The organism is Streptomyces sp. NPDC001852, assembly GCF_042891825.1.
In the GTDB taxonomy this organism is placed as follows: domain Bacteria; phylum Actinomycetota; class Actinomycetes; order Streptomycetales; family Streptomycetaceae; genus Streptomyces.
This window is the reverse complement of the sequence record NZ_JBIATN010000034.1, coordinates 49,750-70,530: the sequence shown is the minus strand read 5'-3', so window position 1 is coordinate 70,530 and position 20,781 is coordinate 49,750. Positions and strand designations below refer to the sequence as shown.

Genomic DNA, 20,781 nt, shown 5'->3' with positions numbered 1-20,781 from the left:
CGGCCGCGGTCCGCGTCAGTCCGCGGCCGCGACCAACTCCGCTTCCTGCTCGCCCTGCTCGGCGGCCGGCGGCCTGCCGGGCAGGAACAGGGCCGTCACCACGGCACCGATCAGCGCGACGCCCACGCCGCACAGGGCGGTGACGTGCATGGCGTGCAGGAACGCGTCGTCGGCGGGGGTGACCAGGGCCTTGCCCTGCGGCCCGAGCCTGCCGGCGATGCCGAGGGTGGCCTCGATGGACTCGGCCGCCTTGTCGCGCAGGGCGGGCGGCAGCATGCCGAGCTTGTCCTGGATGCCGTTGCGATAGGACGTGGCGAGCACCGAGCCGAGGACGGCGATGCCGAGCGCGCCGCCGACCTGGCGGAAGGTGTTGCTGAGCGCGGAGGCGGAGCCGGCCTTCTCGCGCGGCAGCGCCTGCATGATGACGACCGAGGTCGGCGTCATGATGTGCGCCATGCCGGTACCCATGAGGAAGAAGACGACCTCGAGGATCCAGATCGGCGTGTCGGCCTCGAACGTGGCGAACGCGGCCAGCGTGGCGGCGATCAGCACCAGGCCGGCGGTGGTGGTGGCCTTGTTGCCGAACCGGTCGACCAGCAGCCGGGCGCGCGGCGCGAAGATCAGCTGGGCGCAGGCGAGCGGCAGCATCAGCACACCGGACTCCAGCGGGGAGTAGCCGCGCACGCTCTGGGTGTAGAAGACACCGAAGAACGTGACGCCCATCAGCGCGAAGAAGACCAGCGCGATGGCGCTCATCGCGGCCGAGAAGACCTTGTTCTTGAAGTAGGTGACGTCGAGCGAGGGGTGGTCGCTGCGCTTCTCGAAGAGGACGAAGCCGGTCAGCACGACGAGACCGGCGACGATGGTCGCGAGCACCTTGGCGTCGGTGAAGTCGGCGAGCTCGCCGCCCTTGATGATGCCGTAGACCAGCAGGACCAGGCCGACGACGGACAGGACGACGCCGACGGGGTCGAGGCGGCCCGGCCTCGGGTCCCGGGAGTCGGGCACCAGCCAGGTCATCAGCACCAGCGCGACGATCACGATCGGCACGTTGACGAAGAAGACCGAGCCCCACCAGAAGTGGTCGAGGAGCGCGCCGCCGGTGATCGGCCCGATGGCGATGGCGAGGCCGACCCCGCCCGCCCAGATGCCGATGGCCTTGGGCTGTTCCTCGCGTTCGAAGACGTTCATCAGCACGGCGAGGGTGGCGGGCATGACGAACGCGGCACCGAGGGCCATCAGTGCGCGGTAGGCGATCAGCTGGTCCGGCGAGCCGGACTCGGCGGCCAGCATCGAGCCGATGCCGAACACGGCGATGCCGCCCAGCAGCACCTTCTTGCGGCCGAGGCGGTCGCCGATGAGGCCGGCGGTGAACAGCAGGCCGGCGAAGACGAGGGTGTAGGCGTTGATCGCCCACTCGATCTGCCCCTGGGAGGCGCCGAGGCCGGTCGGCGCGGGGCTGGAGATGGTCTTGATGGCGACGTTCAGGATCGAGTTGTCGAGCACCACGATGAGCAGGCTCAGCATCAGCACGCCGAGGATCGCCCAGCGGCGCCGGTGCACCGCTTCCGGTATCCGGGAGGCAGGGACGGGACTTGTCATGCGTTCGAGCGTACGACCATTTCGATACGGAACGGTCTCGTATCTCACTTCTTTACCAAGGCCTTACACGCTCGACCGAGGCCGGCCTCGCCCGCCCGACCAGGCTGGTCTCGCACGCTCGCTTCCGGCATGAGCGCGGATCGGCCGCGGGTGGGGATCACAGGGGACCCCTCTGGCCCTGTCCGGCACGAGGTGCCACCATGGAGTCGATCCGGGGACGCCGTCAGGGCGCCTCGAGATGACTGAAGGAGCCGTTGCCATGACGCAGCTTTCGGCTGCCCAGAACAAGCCTTCCGACGGCAGCAAGGCGCTGTACGGGGGGAAGGGCACCCGCCGCATCACCGTCCGCGACATCACCCTCGCCAAGGAACGCGGCGAGAAGTGGCCCATGCTCACCGCCTACGACGCGATGACCGCGTCCGTCTTCGACGAGGCCGGGATCCCGGTGATCCTGGTCGGCGACTCGGCGGGCAACTGCCACCTCGGGTACGAGACGACCGTACCCGTCACCCTCGACGAGATGACGATGCTGTCGGCGGCCGTGGTCCGCGGCACGCAGCGCGCCCTGATCGTCGGCGACCTCCCCTTCGGCTCCTACCAGGAGGGCCCGGTACAGGCGCTGCGCTCGGCGACCCGGCTGGTGAAGGAGGCGGGCGTCGGCGCGGTCAAGCTGGAGGGCGGCGAGCGCTCCCACGAGCAGATCCGGCTGCTGGTGGAGTCCGGCATCCCGGTCATGGCGCACATCGGCCTGACCCCGCAGTCCGTCAACGCGATGGGCTACCGCGTGCAGGGGCGGGGCGAGGAGGCGGCGCAGCAGCTGCTGCGCGACGCGAAGGCCGTACAGGACGCCGGCGCCTTCGCGGTCGTCCTCGAACTGGTCCCGGCGGAGCTGGCGGCCGAGGTGACGCGGGTGCTGCACATCCCGACGGTCGGGATCGGCGCCGGGCCGGAGACCGACGCGCAGGTGCTGGTCTGGACGGACATGCTCGGCCTGACCTCCGGCCGGGTGCCGAAGTTCGTGAAGAAGTACGCCGACCTGCGTGAGGTCATGGGCAACGCGGTGAAGTCGTTCGCCGAGGAGGTCGTCTCCGGGACGTTCCCGCTGGAGGAGCACTCCGTCCACTGAGCCACTGCGGCAACACCCGGGCAGCCCGCCGATCTTCCCCCGTCGGCGGGCTGCCCTTGTTCAACTGCGTCCTGGCAGCGGCGAATCGGTCGTCTCCGGGGCGGAGAACGGCATGCAACGCGTGCACCACCGCCCGGCTCAGGCCGCTCCCGCTCCGTAGCGACGCACGGCCAGTACCGCGTTGTGGCCGCCGAAGCCGAAGGAGTTGCTCAGGACCAGGTCCCCCACCGGTGGCAGCACCCTGGGCACCGGCCTCACCACGTCCAGACCGATCGCGTCGTCGAGGTCGTCGCACCCCAGGGTGGGCGGGACGAGCCGGTGATGCAGGGTCAGCACGGACGCGACGGCCTCCACCCCACCGGCCGCGCCCTGGAGGTGCCCGAGATTGCCCTTGACCGAGGTGACGGGCACGGGCGGGTATTCCCCCGAGCCCTGGAACACCGTGCGCAGGGCCGTCGCTTCCGCCAGATCCCCCTCGACGGTGGCCGTGGCGTGGGCGTTGACATGAACCACATCCACCGCATGCGCCTCGGCGTCCGCCAGCGCGCGGCGCAGTGCCAGGGCGACCCCTTTGCCCGAGGGGTCGGGGCTGGCGATGTGGTGCGCGTCGGCCGAGAGCCCCCATCCGGCGGCCTCTGCGTAGATGCGAGCGCCACGTGCCAGGGCGTGCTCCTCCGCCTCCAGAACGAGGAGGCCGGCCCCCTCGCCATGGACGAAGCCGTCGCGGTCCTTGGCGAACGGGCGTGAGGCGCAGGACGGTTCGTCGTTCCGGGTGGACAAGGCGCGCATCGCGGAGAACGCTGCCATGACCGCCGGGGTGATCACGGCCTCGGCTCCGCCGGCCAGCGCCACGTCCATGTGGCCGTACCGGATGCGGTCGATGGCCTGCCCGATCGCTTCCGTTCCCGAGGCACAGGCGCTCACCACGGTTCGGGCTTCGCCGGTGATGCCCAGGTCGATGGCGATCTGGGCCGCCGCCTGGGACGGTACGGTCATCGGCGCGGTGAGCGGCGGCACGGCGCGGGCACCACGATCGCGCAGCCGCCGATCGCCGTCCACCAGGACGGGGGCGCCTCCGATGATGGTCCCGATCGACACGCCGACCCGATCGGGATCGAGGCCGCTGCGCTCGGTGCCGGTCGCGTCGAAGCCGGCGTCCTGCCAGGCCTCCCGGGCCGTGAGCACGGCGAACTGCGAGGCCCGGTTCATCCGGCGGGCCTGGGCCGGAGGGATCCGTTCACCGGGATCGTCCGGCACGGTGGCGGCAATACGCACGGGGAGGTCGGCGAACTCCGCTCCCTGCAACGTCCGTACACCACTTCGGCCCCGTACCAGCCCCTGCCACATCTCGGCCGCACCGAAGCCGAGCGGGCTGACCGCACCGAGCCCCGTGATCACCACGCGCCGGCGCGAGCGGGGTTGCCGCTCGGTCGTCGGGCGGGGAGTGAAGCGGACCACGGTGCCGTCCTCGTGTGCTCGGTCCCGTAGTTCGGCGTCGGACAGGGGGCGGCCTCCCTGCCGGTCCAGTCCCTCGTGCCAGATGCCCCACCGGCGGGTGTACGCACGCTCGACGACACGGGAGCCGTCAGTGCACAGCACCGTGGCCAGGTCCCCGTCCCGAAGCCGTTCCGGCAATGAGGGACGACGGGGCTGCGGTGTGCAGCGCCCTTCGTTGCGGGGAACCGGGCGGACGGAAGGCGGGGGCGATATACCCGGCAGGCTCATGGCAGTGATGACTTTCTCTGGGTAAGGAACACCGGTGCCCACTGGAGTGGTGTATCCGTGAAACTCAGGCGAATTCGGACCATGCCCCAACCTGCACCCCAGGCACTCTTTGTGACGACCACTTACACTGTGGTTCGTTTGTCCTCACGTAAGAGGGCATGGCTATCCGTAGTGTTCTGCATGTGGGCGGTATTGGTTTTATGTCTGATTTGCTTACTTCGTCTATGGGACTCCCGGATCTGCTCCGGGCATGGCGGAGCGAGGCAGGGGTCAAGCTGGGGCGCAACAAGGCGCTGCCGCAGACCGAGGTCGCCCAGCGGATGCAGGTCAGCGAGCGCTGGTACCGCAGCCTGGAGAGCGGAGCCGCCGTCTCGCTCACTCCGGACGTACTGGCACGACTCGCCGGGGCGCTGGTGCTGGGCCCGGACGAGCGCACAGTGCTCTACACCCAGGCCCTCGGCGGGGCTCCCCTCGGGACGCCCGCCGGCGCCCATCAGGTGGCCACGACCACCCTCGTCCAGGTGGTCGAGGCGCAAACGTCCATGCCGGCTTACCTGACCGACCGCGCCTGGAACATCCTCGGCCACAACCGGCTGATGGCCCAATGGTTCCCGTGGGTCACCGAGTCCGGCGCCAACCTGATCCGCTGGGCGCTCACCACGCCCGAGGCGCGCGAACAGTTGATCGACTGGCGCACGCACGCCGAGACCTACCTCGCGCTCCTGCGGTTCGGGCTGGCCAGCAGCCCCGAAGAGGTGGAACTGGCCGCGCTGGCCGAGGAAGCCCTACGCGTACCCGAGGTCCGGGAAATCTGGGACAGCCGGACGCGCCTCGTCGCGTACCGTCACGGGCACCGGTTCCGGCTCTCGCTCCCTCACGTATCCCCGGAGGAACTGATCGTCACGTCCCAGGTCCTCGTCCCGCCCTACAACCAGGGCCTGCGCTGTGTGGTGGTCGTGCCGCACCACACGGCCGCCATGCCCCACTCCTCCGCCGACTGATCACTCCGCCCCCCTTGCGCGTAAAGACAGCCCCGGGTACCTCTTCTGAGGCCCGGGGCTTTACTTTGTCACGGGGTGTCAGCCCTGTACAGCGGTAAATATTTGCCGCATGCCTTCCGGTGGGGTTCCTGAGTACGGCAGAAACATGCCGATACTTTACTTCGAGGGGCGGCAATTTATTGCCGCTTGACTGAATCGCGCCCCGCTGCCAATCTTTCTGTCGTGCGAGAGCCGAGCAGGCCCTGAAGGTTTTCGATAATTCGAATGCGCCGGCCAGTTCAGCAGCTCCCGCCCACATACCTGGGGCGACCGCCTGGCGTCCCATCGCTTTTACCCCTCCTTTCTCCTTCCATGGCGTACGGGAATTATCTGTCCGGTATTCCATACGGACCTTCGCTGAACAGCTCTGCAGGGCATCAGGGAAAGGGCCGGGGCGGCCCAGATGAGAAGGCAAACACGTGACCATTCATGACATTGTCGGCATCGGATTCGGTCCCGCCAATCTGGCTCTGGCCATTGCGCTGGAGGAACAGGAGACGGGCCTCAGCGCCCGCTTCCTGGAAGCACGGACGGAACCGGCATGGCAGCCAGGCATGCTGCTGGACGGCTCTGACATCCAGAACCACCCCTCGCGCGACCTGGTCTCCCTGCGCAACCCTCGCAGCCGCTACTCGTTCCTCAACTACCTGCACGAGAACGGCCGACTGCTGGAGCACCTCAACCTGCCCATCGAATTCCCGCTCCGCAAGGAGTACGCCCGCTACATCACGTGGGTGGCCCGGCACTTCGACCATGTTGTCGACTACGGCCGCCGGGCCGAGGAAGTCAGCGTGGTGGAGCAGGACGGCGAGACGCTGTACGCCGTGACCGCGCAGACCGGCGAGAGGTATCTGGGTCGGTCCCTGGTGGTGGCCCCCGGGCGTACCCCGTACATCCCGGGCCCCTTCGACACTGCCGGTAGCCGGCGCATCTTCCACCTCACCGACTACCTGTTCCGGCTGCAGGAGTTCACGGCCGACCGCGCACCCGAGTCCGTGGCCGTGATCGGTGGCAGCCAGAGCGCCGCCGAGCTGACCCTCGACCTGGCCCGCCGCTTCCCGCAGACCCGCGTCCGCAACCTCGTGCGGTCCTTCAGTCTGCGCCTGAAGGACACCAGCCCGTTCAGCGAGGAGGGCTACTTTCCCGCGTTCACGGAGTACTACCACCAGGTCTCGCCCGAGGCGAGGCGCCGGCTGGACGCCTACATGCACGCCACCAACTACTCCTCGGTGGACGGCGACGTCCTCAAGGAGCTGTACCTCCTCATGTACGAGCAGCGGCTGGACGGCGAGCAAATGGTGTTCGTCGACGGCAACCTCCAGGCCGTGTCGGCCGCCGAGCGGGACGGCAAGGCCGTCCTGGAACTGCGCGAGCTCAACACGGGAGCCGTGGAGACCGACTCCTTCGACCTGGTCGTCGTCGCGACCGGCTTCCGGGACCTCGGCCCCGGCGAGCACCAGGAGCTCTGCCCGAAGGTCATCAAGGACGTGGCCGACCGGTTCCTGACCGACGAGTCCGGGGCTCTGCGGGTGAGTGCGGACTACGCCCTGGAAGCCGCGGACGCCTACGCCGGTACCCCACCGCTCTTCCTGAACGGCCTGTGCGAGTCCTCGCACGGCATCGGGGATGCCGGCTCCTTCAGCCTGCTCTCCCTGCGTGCCCAGACCCTGCTGGACGCCATCCGCAAGCGCAGTTCCCTTCCGGTCGGCGCCTGACCGGGCACACCGCCACCCACTCGCGACGGAAAGACACCAGACTCATGCCTTCGCTGACCCAGCCCCGGATCTCCACCGAGATCCCCGGCCCCCGCAGCTCCGAGCTGCTCAAACGCCAGGCGGACCGGGAATCCAACGCCCGGAGCTACCCGCGTCGGCTGCCCTTCGCGGTGGCGCGGGCCGAGGGCAGCCTGATCGAGGACCTGGACGGCAACGTCTTCCTGGACTGCCTCGCCGGCGCCGGCGTGCTCTCCCTCGGTCACGGGCACCCGGACCTGCTCGCAGCCGCCGAAAAGCAGCTGAAGACTTTCGTACACGGTCTGGACCTGCCCACCGAGCCCAAGGACGACTTCGTCGAGCAGCAGCTCGGCATGCTGCCCGAGTCCATGCAGCGCACCACCCGCATCCAGTTCTGCGGCCCCACGGGTGCCAACGCGGTCGACGCCGCCATCAAGCTCTGCAAGACGTACACCGGCCGCGGCGACATCATCTCCTTCCAGGGCGGCTTCCACGGCAGTACGCACGCGGCGATGGCGCTGACCGGCCTCGTCGAGCAGAAGAGCCCGATCGCGAACGGTATGCCGGGAGTGCACTTCTTCCCCTACTCCTCGTGCCACGACTGCCCGCTCGGGATGCGCCCCGACGCCTGCGAGACCAACTGCGCCACCTACCTGGAGAAGTCGCTGGAGGACCCCAACGGCGGCATCGCCAGGCCGGCGGCGGTCATCCTCGAACTGGTCCAGGGCGAGGGTGGTGTCATCCCCGCCGAGCTCGAATTCGTCCGCCGGGTTCGCGCGGTCACGCGTGAACTCGACATCCCGCTCATCATCGACGAGGTGCAGACCGGCTGCGGCCGCACCGGAACCTGGTTCGCCTTCGAGCAGTACGGCATCGAACCCGATGTCGTCGTCGCCTCCAAGGCGTTGAGCGGCATGGGGCTCCCGGCCGCCGTCATCATGTACCACGAACGGCTGGACACCTGGGCCCCTGGCGCGCACTCCGGCACCTTCCGCGGCAATCAGCTGGCCTTCGCCACAGGTGCCGAGGCCGTCCGCGTGGTACGCCGTGACGGCATCCTGCAGAACGTGCGGGACCGCGGCGAGCAGCTGATGGCCCGCCTGACCGCGCTGCGCGACCGTTGCTCCTGGGTGAGCGACGTTCGCGGCCGCGGCCTGATGCTGGGCATCGAGCTGACTGATCCCGAGACGGGCGCCCGCGGCTCCGCCCTGGCCAAGCAGGTGCAGTCCGAGGCTCTGGCAGAGGGGCTGATCCTCGAACTCGGCGGCCGCGACGACTGCGTCGTACGGCTACTGCCGCCACTCGTCCTCACCGAAGCGGAGGCCGACTTCGCGGCGGACGTCCTCGACCGCGTCCTCGACCGGCTGACCTCGCCCGGCGCCTGACATCTGGGCGGGCGCCCACCGGCTGAACCCGCCCGCCCCCTGTGCCGCCGGCCGGATGCCGTCGGCGGCAAGGCCCGATGCGGCCCCCCGAACCGGTTCGGGGACCGGAAGTCTCGGAGCCAACCGGCTTCCGGCCCCCGAACCTCCCCCGCCCGCGCCCCCGACGTCGGCGACCTTCCGCGCCCGCACCAACCCGAACCCGGAGCCTGGACGATGCCTCTCATCCTGCCCAAACCCATCCCTGCGAAGGCCGAGCTGGCCGAGGAGAACATCCCGGTCCTGGACGGGGTCCCAGAGGGTACTGATGTTCTCGACGTCGCGGTCCTCAACATCATGCCGAACAAGCCGGTCACCGAGACCCAGTTGCTCAGGCTCCTGTCGGTCTCACCGCTGCCCGTGCGCACGACGTGGCTGCGCCCCGCGGCGCACACGTCCAAGAGCACGCCGCAGGCCTACCTGGACGAGCACTATCAGGTGCACGCCGAGGTCGCCGACCGCCGGTTCGACGCCCTCATCGTCACGGGGGCGCCGGTCGAGGAGCTGGCCTTCGAAGAGGTCACGTACTGGAACGAGCTGTGCGGGATCATGGACTGGGCGCGCACCCACGTCACCTCGACGATGTACATCTGCTGGGGCGCGCAGGCCGCCCTCTACCACCACTACGGCATCTCCAAACACCACCTGGGCGCCAAGATGTTCGGGAACTTCGCCACCCGCGCCGTGCAGGAGACCTCGCCGCTGCTGGCCGGCTACGACGAGGAGTTCCGGGTACCGCATTCCCGCTACACGGGCACTCAACTGTCCGACCTCCAGGCCGAGTCCGAGATCGAGGTCCTGGCGCAGGGGGACGAGACGGGCTTCTACATCGCCGGGCGGCGGGACGGTCGCGAGTTCTACGTCTCAGGTCACCCCGAGTACGACCGGAACACCCTGCGGGACCAGTACGAGCGCGACACCGCCAAGGGCCTTCCCATGCACGTCCCGCCCGGCTACTACCCCGGCGACGACCCGACCCGAACCCCGGTCCGCAACTGGCACGCCCATGGCCGGCTGCTCTACGCGAACTGGCTCGGCCACTACGTCCTGGGCCGCCGCCCGGCTGTCACCCGCTGAACCGGACGCCCGCTCTCCGCACAGAAATCCCCCGCACCGACCTACCCCCCAGGAATGGACACCATGAGCACCCCGCTTGCATCCGAAGACGGAATCCTGCTCGTCATCGGCATCGGCAGCCAGAAGGACCGCGACAGCCGGCCCTACCGCGAGTACCTGCTCTCAGCAGCCGCACAGCGTTTCACTCTGTGGCTGTTCGATTCGGACGAGCCCACCTGGCAGAAGGAGTACGTCGCCGGTGCGACGGCCCTGAATTGCTACGACCCCGATGCCGTGGTCCAGGCAGCCAAGACCCTGGCCGAGGAGCATCGCATCATCGGCATGTTCTGCCCCGACGAGGGCACCCTGCTGTCGGCTGCCCACGTCACCGAGGCGCTCGGCGTGCCCGGCATGTCCGTCGACACCGTTCTCGGCTGCCGGGACAAGAAACTCAGCCGTGCCCGCCTGACCGCGGCCGGCGTGCGCCAGCCGCAGTTCGCCACCGTCCGGTCCGCTCAGGAGGCACTGGAGGCCGCGGAGCGACTGGAGTACCCGGTGGTGCTCAAGCCGCGCACTCTCGGCTCCAGCCTGGGCGTGGTCAAGGTCTCCGGGCCCGCCGAGATGGCGGAGGCCTTCGCCGTGACCACCTCGGCCGTCTACCCGGGCGTGCACGTGCCGGACGACTACATCATCGAGCAGTACCTCGACGGTCCGGAGGTCAGCATCGACGGCGCCGTCTTCGACGGCGAATACACCCCGATGTTCGTGGGCCGCAAGCAGCTGGGCGGCGAGCCCTACTTCGTGGAGACCGGCCACTACGTCTCCGGCGACGACCCGCTGCTCACCGATGCCGGGATCATCAGGATGCTCCAGGATGCCCACGCGGCCCTCGGTATCACCCACGGCACCACCCACACCGAGGTCAAGCTCACCTCGCGCGGCCCGGTCATCGTGGAGGTCAACGGGCGCCTCGGCGGTGACCTGATCCCGTACCTGGGCAAGCTCGCCACCGGCATCGACCCCGGCCTGGTGGCCGTGGACGTCGTCACCGGACGCCGCCCGGTCATCGAGCGGACGCACTCGAAGACCCTGGGCATCCGCTTCCTCGGCCCGGAGCAGGACCTGCGCGTCAAGGAGATCACCTTCGGCGAGCCCGGTGACACGGACGGCATCGTGCAGATGACGGCCGCCGTGCGCCCCGGTGCCGAACTGCTGACCCCGCCCGGTGACTTCGTGGCCCGCTACGCGTTCGTCGTGGCCGAGGGGCGGGACGAGGCGGAGTGCGCCGCCCGGCTCGACACTGCCGAGAGCCTGGTCGGGCTCGACTACGAGCCCCTGGGGCAGAAGCCGTGACGATCTCCGACAGCCGCCGAGAGGTCGAGGCTCCCGCGCCGGACGACGCTGGGACCGCCGGCCGGTACGCCCGGCCGGCACTGCCCCGTCCCATCGCCGTTGTCTCGCTCGGCGTGTTCCTCAACCGGGTCGGCGGATTCTTCTCGATCTTCCTCACCCTGGTCCTGGCCGACCGGGGCTACGGACCGCGCGAGATCACGCTGGGCCTCGCCCTCGTCGCCGTCTCCGGCATGGCAGGGGCCGGCGTCTCCGGCTGGGTCTCCGACCGGCTGGGCCGACGCCGTACGCTGCTGCTGGCCACGGGCCTGACGGCGGTCTTCTCCCTCGCCCTGGTGGAGATCACCGGGTACTGGGGCACCCTCGTCCTCGCCTGCCTGATGGGCGCTGCCGTACAGGCCTACGGGCCGGTGGCCCAGGCCGTCGTGGGCGAAGCCGCGCCTCCCGACCGCCGTGTCACGCTCTTCGCGATCTACCGCATGGCCCTGAACATCGGCGCCGCGATCGGACCTCTGATCGGCGGCTTCTGGGCGGCGAGCAACATGGGCTCACTGCTCGTCGGCAACGCCGCGGTCTCCGCGGCCGCCGCGCTGTTGTTGCTGTTCGGCCTGCCGAAGGACACCCCGCGTGCCTCGGTCTCCGGGGCGGAGGCACGCACCGGGGGAGATGCGCCACCCGATACGTCGGGGGCGCAGGCGGGCGTGTTGCGCGACGCGCGGTTCGTCGGTGTGAGCGTGCTGCTGGGCGTCATCGCCCTGGTCTACGCGCAACAGACCGGCCCCCTTCCCCTGGCGATGAAGGACAGCGGGTTCAGCACCAGTGCCTTCGGGGCCCTGCTCACCATGAACGCCGTGGTGGTGATCCTCTGCGAGGTTCCCATGTCCCTCGCGGTCGGGAAGCTGCCGACCCGGATTCCCCTCACGCTCGGCGCCGCCTGCGTGTTCCTGGGCTTCTTCGTCAACGCACTGGGCATCACCTGGCCGTTCCTCATCGGCGGGGTCCTGCTGTGGACGGTGGGCGAGATGCTGGTCTCACCGGTCGCCGCTGCCGCCGCCGCCGAGGCTGCTCCGCCCGAGGCCGGTGCGCGCTACCAGTCGTTCCTCGGCTTCTGCCAGTCGACCGGCATGTCGCTGGGGCCCGCGTTCGGAGTGCTCTTGTACGGCATGGGGCCGTTGTGGCCGTGGATCGTGAGTGCGGCCCTCGGCTGCGCCGCTACGCCGCTGGTGTTCCGCCTGCTCAGCGGGGGCGGGGTCAGGCGATGAGCGTCGTGGTGCAGAAGTACGGAGGCTCCTCCGTCGCGGATGCCGAGGGCATCAAGCGGGTCGCCAGGCGCATCGTCGACGCCAGGAAGAACGACAACCAGGTGGTGGTCGTGGTGTCGGCCATGGGCGACACCACGGATGAGTTGATCGATCTCGCCGAGCAGGTTTCGCCGATGCCCGCCGGGCGGGAATTCGACATGCTGCTGACCGCCGGAGAGCGGATCGCCATGGCCCTGCTGGCCATGGCGATCAAGAATCTGGGGCACGAGGCCCAGTCGTTCACGGGCAGTCAGGCCGGCGTCATCACCGACTCGGTCCACAACAAGGCCCGGATCATCGATGTCACGCCCGGCCGTATCCGGGAGTCGCTCGAAGCGGGCAATATCGCGATCGTCGCCGGTTTCCAGGGCGTCTCCGCCGATTCCAAGGACATCACCACCCTCGGCCGCGGCGGCTCGGACACGACGGCCGTCGCCCTGGCCGCGGCGCTGGACGCCGAGGTCTGCGAGATCTACACCGACGTGGACGGCATCTTCACCGCCGACCCGCGCGTGGTGAAGAAGGCGACGAAGATCGACTGGATCTCCTTCGAGGACATGCTGGAGCTCGCGGCCTCCGGCTCCAAGGTGCTGCTGCACCGCTGCGTGGAATACGCGCGCCGCTACAACATCCCGATCCACGTCCGCTCGTCCTTCTCCGGACTACCGGGTACCTGGGTCAGCAACGAAAAGCCTGAGCTGCAAGGGGGTAAGCAGGTGGAGCACGCGATCATCTCCGGAGTCGCCCACGACGTCTCGGCCGCCCAGGTCACAGTCCGCGGTGTTCCCGACAAGCCACAGGCCACCGCGAAGCTCTTCCGAGCCCTCGCGGACGCCCATCTCAGCGTCGACATGGTTGACGTGAAGGCCTCGCCGGTCTGCCCCGACCTGGCGGACATCTCCTTCCTGGTGCCGCGCGACGAGCTGTCCCAGGCGCTGCGGGCGCTGAAGGGCGTGCGGTCGAGCGTCAGCTTCACGTGGCTGGGCCACGACACCGAGATCGCCAAGCTCTCGCTGGTCGGGATGGGGGTGCGCACCACCCCGGGCATTGCCGCCACCTTCATCGAGGCACTGTCCGCCGAGGGCGTCGACGTCCACCTCGTGACGTCATCCGGAATCAACATCGAGGCGGTCGTACCGCAGCACCAGGTCGACATCGCCGTCCGCGCCGTACACACCTGCTTCGGGCTCGACCGGAGCGACGGCGAGGCGAAGGTGTATGCGGGGACCGGCCGCTAGCCAGAAAGGCGACACCCATGCAGACCAAGGTCCGAGAGGCCGTCCCCGTACTGGAGACCGACCAGCCCCTGCTGGACGAAGTCCTCACGCCGTACCTGCCGCACTGCCGATACCTGCGGAGCGCGTCGGTCTCCCTCTCGCCGGAGAGCGCACTTCCGTTGGCCCGCTGCGAGTTCACCATCCCGGAGTCCTGCTATATCGCGGACACTGGACATTTCAACTCGGTTGAATTCAACATCTGTTACAACCAGATGGCCTATTACGTCCTGGCGAAGACGGTTCAGGGGCGTCTGACCGCCCCGTTCGACCGCTGGGACATGGATGACTTCCGGCAGCGCCAGTTGCCGAGCATCCTCATCACCGATTTCCGAAGCAGGTTCCGCCGCCCGGTGAACGGGCGGCGCTTCTCCGGGGAGTTCTCCTTGACCGGCGTCACGGAGCGAACCGGCGCCGATGGCCGCAGGCCGCTGATCCTGGTCGAGAGCGCCTGCCGCTACTGGGACGACGCGGAGGGCCGAGCCGACGGTACGGTCCGCCTCGCCATCGTCGATCCGCCCCTGAAGTGAGAACACCTCCCCCTCAGCATCGAATGACAAGGAGCACAGCAGTGGAGATCCGCCCGCAGGACGGAAAGAAGCTGGGCGTGGTGGTGTCGGGATTCGACACGAAGACCGCCTCCGACGAGGATGTAGAACTCATCAGGAAGTCCGTCTACACGGACAAGATCGTGGTCCTCAAGAACCAGCATCTGGGGCCGCAGGAATTTCTGGAGCTCGGCTGCAGGTTCGGAGATGTCGAAAAGTACTACCAGCCGATGTACCAGCACCCCGAGGTGCCGGAGATCTTCGTCTCCTCGAATGTGGTGGAGAACAACAGGCGGGTCGGGGTTCCCCAGACGGGAAAGTTCTGGCATTCGGACTACTCGTTCATGCAGCTCCCCTTCGCCCTGACGTTCATCTACCCGCAAGTCGTACCCAAGAAGAACCGCGGTACCTACTTCATCGACATGGGCAAGGCTTACGGGAAGCTGCCCGAGGACCTCAAGTCCGCCGTTGCCGGGACCCGGGCCCGGCACAGCGTCCGTCGCTACTTCAAGATCCGTCCTGGCGATGTCTTCCGGCCCCTCGAAGAGGTGATCGCGGAGATAGAGAAGGAGAGCCCGGACGTATTCCACCCCACGGTGGTCACCCACCCCGTGACCGGTGAGGAGATCCTCTACATCAGCGCCGCAATGGTGCAGGAACTGCTGGACGCGGACGATCTGCCGCTCGACGATGCGGTGCTGCAACAGCTGTTGGCCGAGACCGGGCAGCTGGACATGACCTTCGAGCACGAGAACATCCACCTCCAGAACTTCGAGGAGGGCGACCTCCTGATCTGGGACAACCGCAGCTTGGTGCACCGTGCCCTGCACACCACGCAGCCGGAGCCCGCGGTGTCGTTCCGGGTGACTGTTCAGGACGGACACCGCTGGTGAAGTGCCGCGGCAGCACGCTGACGAGGCTGCGCGTCTGCGGCAGACTTTGCCTCGCGGTCGACCAAGCGGCGGTGGGGCGGAGGTAACGTCCAGGCATTCACCCGTCGCCGTCGCCTCTGCAAGGGGCGCTTCCGGAGGTATGCCATGAGCCTGGTCAACCTGTTCGATGCGGCCCTGGCCCTGCCTGCCGCCTGGCGCTCCCGGCTACTCGGGGAGATCGGCACCGCATCTGTGAAGCTGCTGCGCATGGACGGGACGCCGGTGGTGGAAGAGGCACACGGCACACCCGAAATCCTGGTCGTCCTCGACGGACGGCTGGAACTGGTTGTCCACGGCACCCCGGTGACCGTAGGGACGGGTGAGATGTACCAGGTCCCGGCCGGCGTGCGCCACGCCGTAGCGCCGGGCAGCCGGGGAACCCTCTTGATCGTGGAGGTTCCCCAGGAGGCCTGAGCTGCCTGAACACACCACCCCGCCACGTCCACCGACAGGTCCTGACCGCCCCTGACCGATCATGTCGGGGAGCTGTCGGCGGTGTCGGTGGTCTGTAGGCGGTTTGTCGGTGGGCGCTGGCACCGTCTTCCTCATGACGCGAATCCATGAGAACCCCGTCGGCGAAAGCCACGCCGTGCACGTACGGGGACTGGTCAAGCACTACGGCGAGACCAAGGCGCTGGACGGTGTCGACCTGGACGTGCGGGAGGGCACCGTGATGGGCGTGCTCGGTCCGAACGGCGCCGGCAAGACCACCCTCGTACGGATCCTGTCCACCCTGATCACCCCGGACGCCGGCCGGGCCACCGTGGCCGGGTACGACGTCGTACGGCAGCCGAGGCAGTTGCGCCGGGTCATAGGGCTCACCGGGCAGTACGCCTCCGTCGACGAGAAGCTCCCCGGCTGGGAGAACCTGTACATGATCGGCCGGCTGCTGGACCTGTCCCGCAAGGACGCCCGCGCCCGCGCCGACGAGCTGCTGGAGCGCTTCTCCCTGACGGAGGCGGCCAGGCGGCCGGCGAGCACCTACTCCGGTGGTATGCGGCGGCGACTCGACCTCGCCGCCTCGATGATCGGGCGCCCTGCCGTGCTGTACCTGGACGAGCCGACCACCGGGCTCGACCCGCGCACCCGCAACGAGGTGTGGGACGAGGTGAAGGCGATGGTCGGCGACGGCGTCACCGTGCTGCTGACCACCCAGTACATGGAGGAGGCCGAACAGCTCGCCTCCGAGCTGACCGTGGTCGACCGCGGCAAGGTCATCGCGAACGGCGGCATCGAGGAGCTGAAGGCCAGGGTCGGCGGGCGCACCCTGCGGATCCGGCCGGTGGACCCGCTGCAGCTGCGGCCGCTCGCCGCCATGCTGGACGAACTGGGCATCACCGGACTCGCGACCACCACCGTGGACACCGAGACCGGCACCCTGCTGGTGCCGATCCTCAGCGACGAGCAACTGACCGCCGTGGTCGGCGCGGTCACCGCGCGCGGCATCACGATCTCCTCCATCACCACCGAACTGCCCAGCCTGGACGAGGTGTTCCTCTCCCTCACCGGCCACCGCGCCGGTGCCCCGCAGGACGCCACGCCCGCCGACTCCCGCCAGGAGGTCACCGTATGAGCGCCGCAAGCGCCGCCACCCGCGCCGCCGACGTCCGCATTCCGTTGCGCGGACACCTGCGACACACCGGCGCCCTGCTGCGCCGCAACCTGCTGTGGATCCGCCAGGACCCGGAGTCGATGTTCGACGCGCTGCTGATGCCGGTCATCTTCACGCTGCTGTTCGTGTACGTCTTCGGTGGCTCGATCGGGCAGGCCCTGGGCGGCGGACAGCACCGGTACGTCCAGTACGTCGTACCCGGCCTGATGGCCATGACGAGCCTGTCCATGGCCCAGGGCGTGGGCACCGGCTTCAACCAGGACTTCAACAGCGGTGTGATGGACCGGTTCCGGTCCCTGCCGATCGGCCGTGGTTCCGTGCTCTTCGCGAAGATCGCGGTGGAGCTGGCCCGCATGCTGATCGCGACGGCCGTCCTGCTGGTCGTCGGTGTGCTGGTGGGCTTCGACATCACCGACTGGCCGGGGCTCTTCGCCGCCGTGGGCCTGGCGACGCTCTTCGCGTCGTCGATCATGTGGGTCTTCCTGACCCTCGGCGTGATCATGAAGAACGCGCAGTCCGTTCAGGCGATGGGCTTCCTGACGCTGTTCCCGCTGCAGTTCGGCTCGTCCATCTTCGCCCCGACCAACTCGATGCCGGGCTGGCTGCGGCACTTCACCGACTACAACCCGATGTCCGGCCTCGCCGACGCGGCGCGCGGTCTGATGGTGGGTGGCCCGGTCACCCACGGCCTGTGGGTGACGCTGGCCTGGTCGGTGGGGATCACCGCGGTGATGGCCCCGGTCGCCATCCACAAGTTCCGCACCAAGACCTGAGCACCCGTGCCTCAGACCAGGGCGGTGGCCTCCGCGAGGGAGAGGCCACCGCCCTCGGCGTACGCGGCCCGGTAGGCGGGTCCGCCCAGGACCTCCCGGATCCGGTCCTCGGCCATGTCGTGGCACCGGCGCTCGACCCCGGAGAGGATGTGCCCGCAGGGCAGCAGGGCGCGGGCGGCGCCCAGGCAGCGGGCGGCGTCGACGGCGCGGCTGCCGCCGTCGACGCGGGCGAGGGCCATCGCCGCGGTGTAGAGGCAGACGGAGTCCAGGTGCGGGGCGATGGCCTGGGCCAGCGGGTCCCGAGCGAGGTGCAGGGCCCGCCCGACCCGCTCCAGGGCGTCCTCGGCACGGCCGTCGAGGGCGTCCAGCCAGGCCTCCTGGGTGAGGATCATGGAGTTGAAGACGACGAAGTGCGCGATCTTGAACTCCTCGCGCAGCAGGCGCAGTTGCTCACGCGCCTCGGCGGTACGGCCGGTCAGGCCGAGCCAGCAGGCGAGGAACAGCCGGGCGGCGGGCATGGCCTCGTTGAGGGAACCGTCCCTGCTCGCGATGACGTCCCGGAGCAGTTGCTCGCCCAGTTCCATGTCCCCGGCCTCCATCAGCACGCTGCCGAGGCGGGCGCGGAGGACGGCCATCTGGCCGCGGGCGCCGAGGCGTTCGGCGTGTGCGACGGCCGCCCGGTAGTCGGCGGCGGCCTCCGGATACTCGCCCTGGCGTTCGTGGGCCTCGCCCCGGGCGGACAGCGCCTCGGCGGTGCCCCAGGCGTCACCGAGGCGGCGGTAGATCTCCAGGGCCTCCTCGGCGTCCCGGGTGGCGTTGCCGGCCCAGGCGGCGCGGTTGGCGAGGATGTTGGCGCGCATCTGCAGGGCGCCGGCCAGCTCCCACTCGAAGCCGGGGGTCTCCCGGCTGGTCTGCACGCAGGCGTCGATGACCTCCCGCATCGGGTCCACACCGCCGGTCAGCATCACGGCGAAGAACCACAGCATGCCGGGCGCGCGACAGGTCTGCGGCAGCCCGGGGCGGTAGACCCGGGTGATGGCGCGCAGCTTGGCCTGGGCCTCGGGGGTCTGCCAGGCCTCCAGCTCATGGTCCATGCAGGCGAGGTGGGCGAGGTGGACGCCGCGCCGGGCCTCGGCGAGGACCTCGCCGGTGTACGGGGGCGGGGCGTCGGTGCAGCGCTGCCACACCGGCTCGGCGGGCCGGACGGGCTCGGCGAAGGGGTCGGGGCCGAGCGCCATGACCTCCCGGCACCAGGTGCGGGTCTCGATGCGCTGGTCACGCATCTGCCAGAACCACACCAGGGACAGCAGCAGGCACAGCGCCTCCTGCTCGTCGCGGGCGGTGACGGCGTGCCGCAGCGCGGTGCGCAGGTTCTCGTACTCCAGCTGGAACCGTTCGATGGCGGCCCGCTGTTCGGGGCCGCGCAGCAACGGGTCGGTGCCGCGGGCGAGTTCGCGGTAGTACGTCAGATGGGCGCGCTCGGCGTCGGTACGGTGCCCGGTCTCCTCCAGCCGTTCACCGGCGTACTCGGCGACCGTCTCCAGCAGCCGGTAGCGCATCCCGCCCTCGGCCCCCTTGTCCGGCAGAGGCGCGGCCACCACCAGGGACTTGTCGACCAGGGAGCCGAGCGCGTCCAGGGCGACGGGCCCGCACACGGCCTCGGCGGCGGCCAGGTCGCAGCCGCCCGCGAAGACGGACAGCCGGGCGAGGACGTCCCGTTCGTCGGCGTCCAGCAGCTCCCAGGACCAGTCCACGACGGCCCGCAGGGTCTGCTGGCGGGGCAGCACGGTGCGGCTGCCGGAGGTGAGCAGCCGGAAGCGGTCGTCGAGCCGGGCGGCTATCTGGCGCGGGGTGAGCATCCGCAGCCGGGCCGCCGCCAGTTCGATGGCGAGCGGGAGTCCGTCGAGCCGCCGGCAGATCTCCGCGCACGCCTCGGGGTCGTCCTCGACGCGGAATCCGGGCCGGGCCGCCGCGCCCCGGTCGGCGAGCAGTCGCAGCGCGACCGGCTCCGGCAGCGGCTCCACCGGGCGCACCAACTCCCCCGGCACGCCGAGGGGTTCACGGCTGGTGGCGAGGACGGTCAGCTTCGGGCAGCGGGCCAGCAGCCGCTCGGTGAGGTGCGCGGCGGCCTCGATCACGTGCTCGCAGTTGTCCAGGACGACCAGCATCCGGCGCCGGGCGCAGTGCTCCACGATCCGTTCGAGGGGGTCGTCGTACCGGTCGGTGACGGCGCGGATGCTCTCGGCGCCGGCGCCGTGCAGCACGGTGTCGCGGGCACCGATGGCGGTGAGCACGGCCTGCGGTACGGCCTCGGGGTCGTCCACGGGCGCCAGTTCGGCCAGCCACACCCCGTCCGGGACGGTGTGCCGTACCGCCTCGGCGGCCTCCTGGGACAGCCGGGTCTTCCCGGCGCCGCCCGGCCCGAGCAGGGTGACCAGGCGGGCGGCGCCCAGATCGGCGCCGATGGCCTCGATGTCGGTCTCCCGGCCGACGAAGGAGGTGAGCCGGGCGGGCAGGTTGCCGAGCGCCCGGTGCTCGGGTTCGGCGGGCGCCTGGGTCAGCAACTCGGTGTGCAGGGCGCGCAGTTCGGGCCCGGGGTCGGAGCCGAGCCGGTCCGCGAGCAGCCGTCGTACGTCCTCGTAGGCGGCGAGGGCCTGGGCCGGACGGCCGGCGTCGCGCAGGGCGCGCAGCCGCAGCGCCTGGAGCGGCTCGTCCAGCGGATGCTCGTCGCACAGGGCGGTCAGCTCGGGCAGGGACTGCTCGGCGTGCCCGAGGGCGAGGCCGGCGGTGTGCCGGGCGCGCCGCGCGTCCAGGCGGCGGGTCTCCCAGCGGGCCGCCTCGGCGGTGTGGTCGGGCAGGTCGGCGAGCGCCGGGCCGCGCCACAGGGCGAGCGCGTCGTCCAGGACGGCGGCGGCCTTGGCCGGGTCGCCGTCGGCGAGGGCCCGCAGGCCGTCGCCGGTGAGCCGCTCGAAGCGGTTGAGGTCGATGTCGTCGGGCGCGGCGGTCAGCCGGTAGCCGCCCTCGGCGGAGGCGACGGCGTCCGCGCCGAGGGTGCGGCGCAGCCGGCCGACCAGCGCCTGGAGCGCACCGGCGGCGTCGGCGGGCGGGTCGGCGCCCCAGACCTCGTCGACCAGCACGCCCACGGGCACGGTCCGCCCGGCCCGGAGCGCGAGCACGCCCAGCAGGGCACGCAGCCGCGCCCCGCCGACCGGGACGGCCGTGCCGTCGGGGCGGAGTACCTGGATGGTGCCGAGCAGCCGGTAGCGCACGGAGACCATTGTCGCCGGA

At 69.9% G+C, this 20,781-nt stretch carries 16 protein-coding genes; 13 read left to right on the top strand and 3 right to left on the bottom strand.

Features of this window, described 5'->3' with window-relative positions:
- Window positions 1–15: 15 nt before the first annotated feature.
- Window positions 16–1,602 carry an MFS transporter gene (locus tag ACFYZB_RS39520; protein ID WP_388766672.1) on the bottom strand — a complete coding sequence of 529 codons (1,587 nt, stop codon included), beginning with the start codon at window positions 1,600–1,602 and terminating at the stop codon, window positions 16–18.
- A gap of 259 nt (window positions 1,603–1,861) precedes the next feature.
- Between ACFYZB_RS39520 and panB the strand changes: the two genes are divergently transcribed.
- Window positions 1,862–2,728, top strand: coding sequence for a 3-methyl-2-oxobutanoate hydroxymethyltransferase (gene panB, locus ACFYZB_RS39515; RefSeq protein WP_351203597.1), 867 nt, complete (start codon window positions 1,862–1,864; stop codon window positions 2,726–2,728).
- A 138-nt stretch (window positions 2,729–2,866) separates the two neighbouring features.
- On the opposite strand, the gene ACFYZB_RS39510 is transcribed toward panB, so the two are convergent.
- A complete protein-coding gene (locus ACFYZB_RS39510) occupies window positions 2,867–4,363 on the bottom strand; it encodes a beta-ketoacyl-[acyl-carrier-protein] synthase family protein (protein WP_388766669.1) in 1,497 nt (498 codons plus the stop codon).
- A 314-nt stretch (window positions 4,364–4,677) separates the two neighbouring features.
- On the opposite strand from ACFYZB_RS39510, the gene ACFYZB_RS39505 reads away from it, so the two are divergent.
- From ACFYZB_RS39505 to ACFYZB_RS39450, 12 genes are all read left to right on the top strand, one after another.
- Entirely contained in the window at window positions 4,678–5,454 is a 777-nt protein-coding gene (locus tag ACFYZB_RS39505; RefSeq protein WP_388766668.1) for a helix-turn-helix domain-containing protein, read from the top strand.
- A gap of 458 nt (window positions 5,455–5,912) precedes the next feature.
- Window positions 5,913–7,208: a lysine N(6)-hydroxylase/L-ornithine N(5)-oxygenase family protein gene (locus ACFYZB_RS39500; RefSeq protein WP_388766666.1), complete on the top strand. Its 1,296-nt coding sequence runs from the start codon at window positions 5,913–5,915 to the stop codon at window positions 7,206–7,208.
- A gap of 44 nt (window positions 7,209–7,252) precedes the next feature.
- On the top strand, window positions 7,253–8,611 hold the full coding sequence (locus ACFYZB_RS39495; RefSeq protein ID WP_388766665.1) for an aspartate aminotransferase family protein: 1,359 nt from the start codon (window positions 7,253–7,255) through the stop codon (window positions 8,609–8,611).
- 213 nt (window positions 8,612–8,824) lie between these two features.
- The gene (locus ACFYZB_RS39490) at window positions 8,825–9,724 is read left to right on the top strand and encodes a homoserine O-succinyltransferase (protein ID WP_388766664.1); all 900 of its coding nucleotides are present in this window, start codon (window positions 8,825–8,827) and stop codon (window positions 9,722–9,724) included.
- 63 nt (window positions 9,725–9,787) lie between these two features.
- The gene (locus ACFYZB_RS39485; protein ID WP_388766661.1) at window positions 9,788–11,056 is read left to right on the top strand and encodes an acetyl-CoA carboxylase biotin carboxylase subunit family protein; all 1,269 of its coding nucleotides are present in this window, start codon (window positions 9,788–9,790) and stop codon (window positions 11,054–11,056) included.
- Window positions 11,053–12,315: an MFS transporter gene (locus tag ACFYZB_RS39480; protein WP_388766659.1), complete on the top strand. Its 1,263-nt coding sequence runs from the start codon at window positions 11,053–11,055 to the stop codon at window positions 12,313–12,315. Before ACFYZB_RS39485 ends, ACFYZB_RS39480 begins: the two co-directional genes overlap by 4 nt.
- A complete protein-coding gene (locus ACFYZB_RS39475; RefSeq protein WP_388766657.1) occupies window positions 12,312–13,592 on the top strand; it encodes an aspartate kinase in 1,281 nt (426 codons plus the stop codon). The genes ACFYZB_RS39480 and ACFYZB_RS39475 overlap by 4 nt, the downstream gene beginning before the upstream one ends.
- Before the next feature lie 17 nt (window positions 13,593–13,609).
- Window positions 13,610–14,158: an FcoT family thioesterase gene (locus ACFYZB_RS39470; RefSeq protein ID WP_388766655.1), complete on the top strand. Its 549-nt coding sequence runs from the start codon at window positions 13,610–13,612 to the stop codon at window positions 14,156–14,158.
- A gap of 41 nt (window positions 14,159–14,199) precedes the next feature.
- Complete coding sequence (locus ACFYZB_RS39465) at window positions 14,200–15,069, top strand: TauD/TfdA dioxygenase family protein (protein ID WP_388766653.1); 870 nt, start codon at window positions 14,200–14,202, stop codon at window positions 15,067–15,069.
- Window positions 15,070–15,213: 144 nt separating this feature from the next.
- The gene (locus ACFYZB_RS39460; RefSeq protein WP_388766651.1) at window positions 15,214–15,522 is read left to right on the top strand and encodes a cupin domain-containing protein; all 309 of its coding nucleotides are present in this window, start codon (window positions 15,214–15,216) and stop codon (window positions 15,520–15,522) included.
- A gap of 133 nt (window positions 15,523–15,655) precedes the next feature.
- Entirely contained in the window at window positions 15,656–16,681 is a 1,026-nt protein-coding gene (locus ACFYZB_RS39455; RefSeq protein ID WP_351203595.1) for an ATP-binding cassette domain-containing protein, read from the top strand.
- A complete protein-coding gene (locus ACFYZB_RS39450) occupies window positions 16,678–17,493 on the top strand; it encodes an ABC transporter permease (protein ID WP_388766649.1) in 816 nt (271 codons plus the stop codon). The genes ACFYZB_RS39455 and ACFYZB_RS39450 overlap by 4 nt, the downstream gene beginning before the upstream one ends.
- Window positions 17,494–17,504: 11 nt before the next feature.
- Here ACFYZB_RS39450 and ACFYZB_RS39445 read toward each other — a convergent pair whose 3' ends face one another.
- Window positions 17,505–20,771: a BTAD domain-containing putative transcriptional regulator gene (locus tag ACFYZB_RS39445; RefSeq protein ID WP_388766720.1), complete on the bottom strand. Its 3,267-nt coding sequence runs from the start codon at window positions 20,769–20,771 to the stop codon at window positions 17,505–17,507.
- Between the last annotated feature and the right edge of the window lie 10 nt (window positions 20,772–20,781).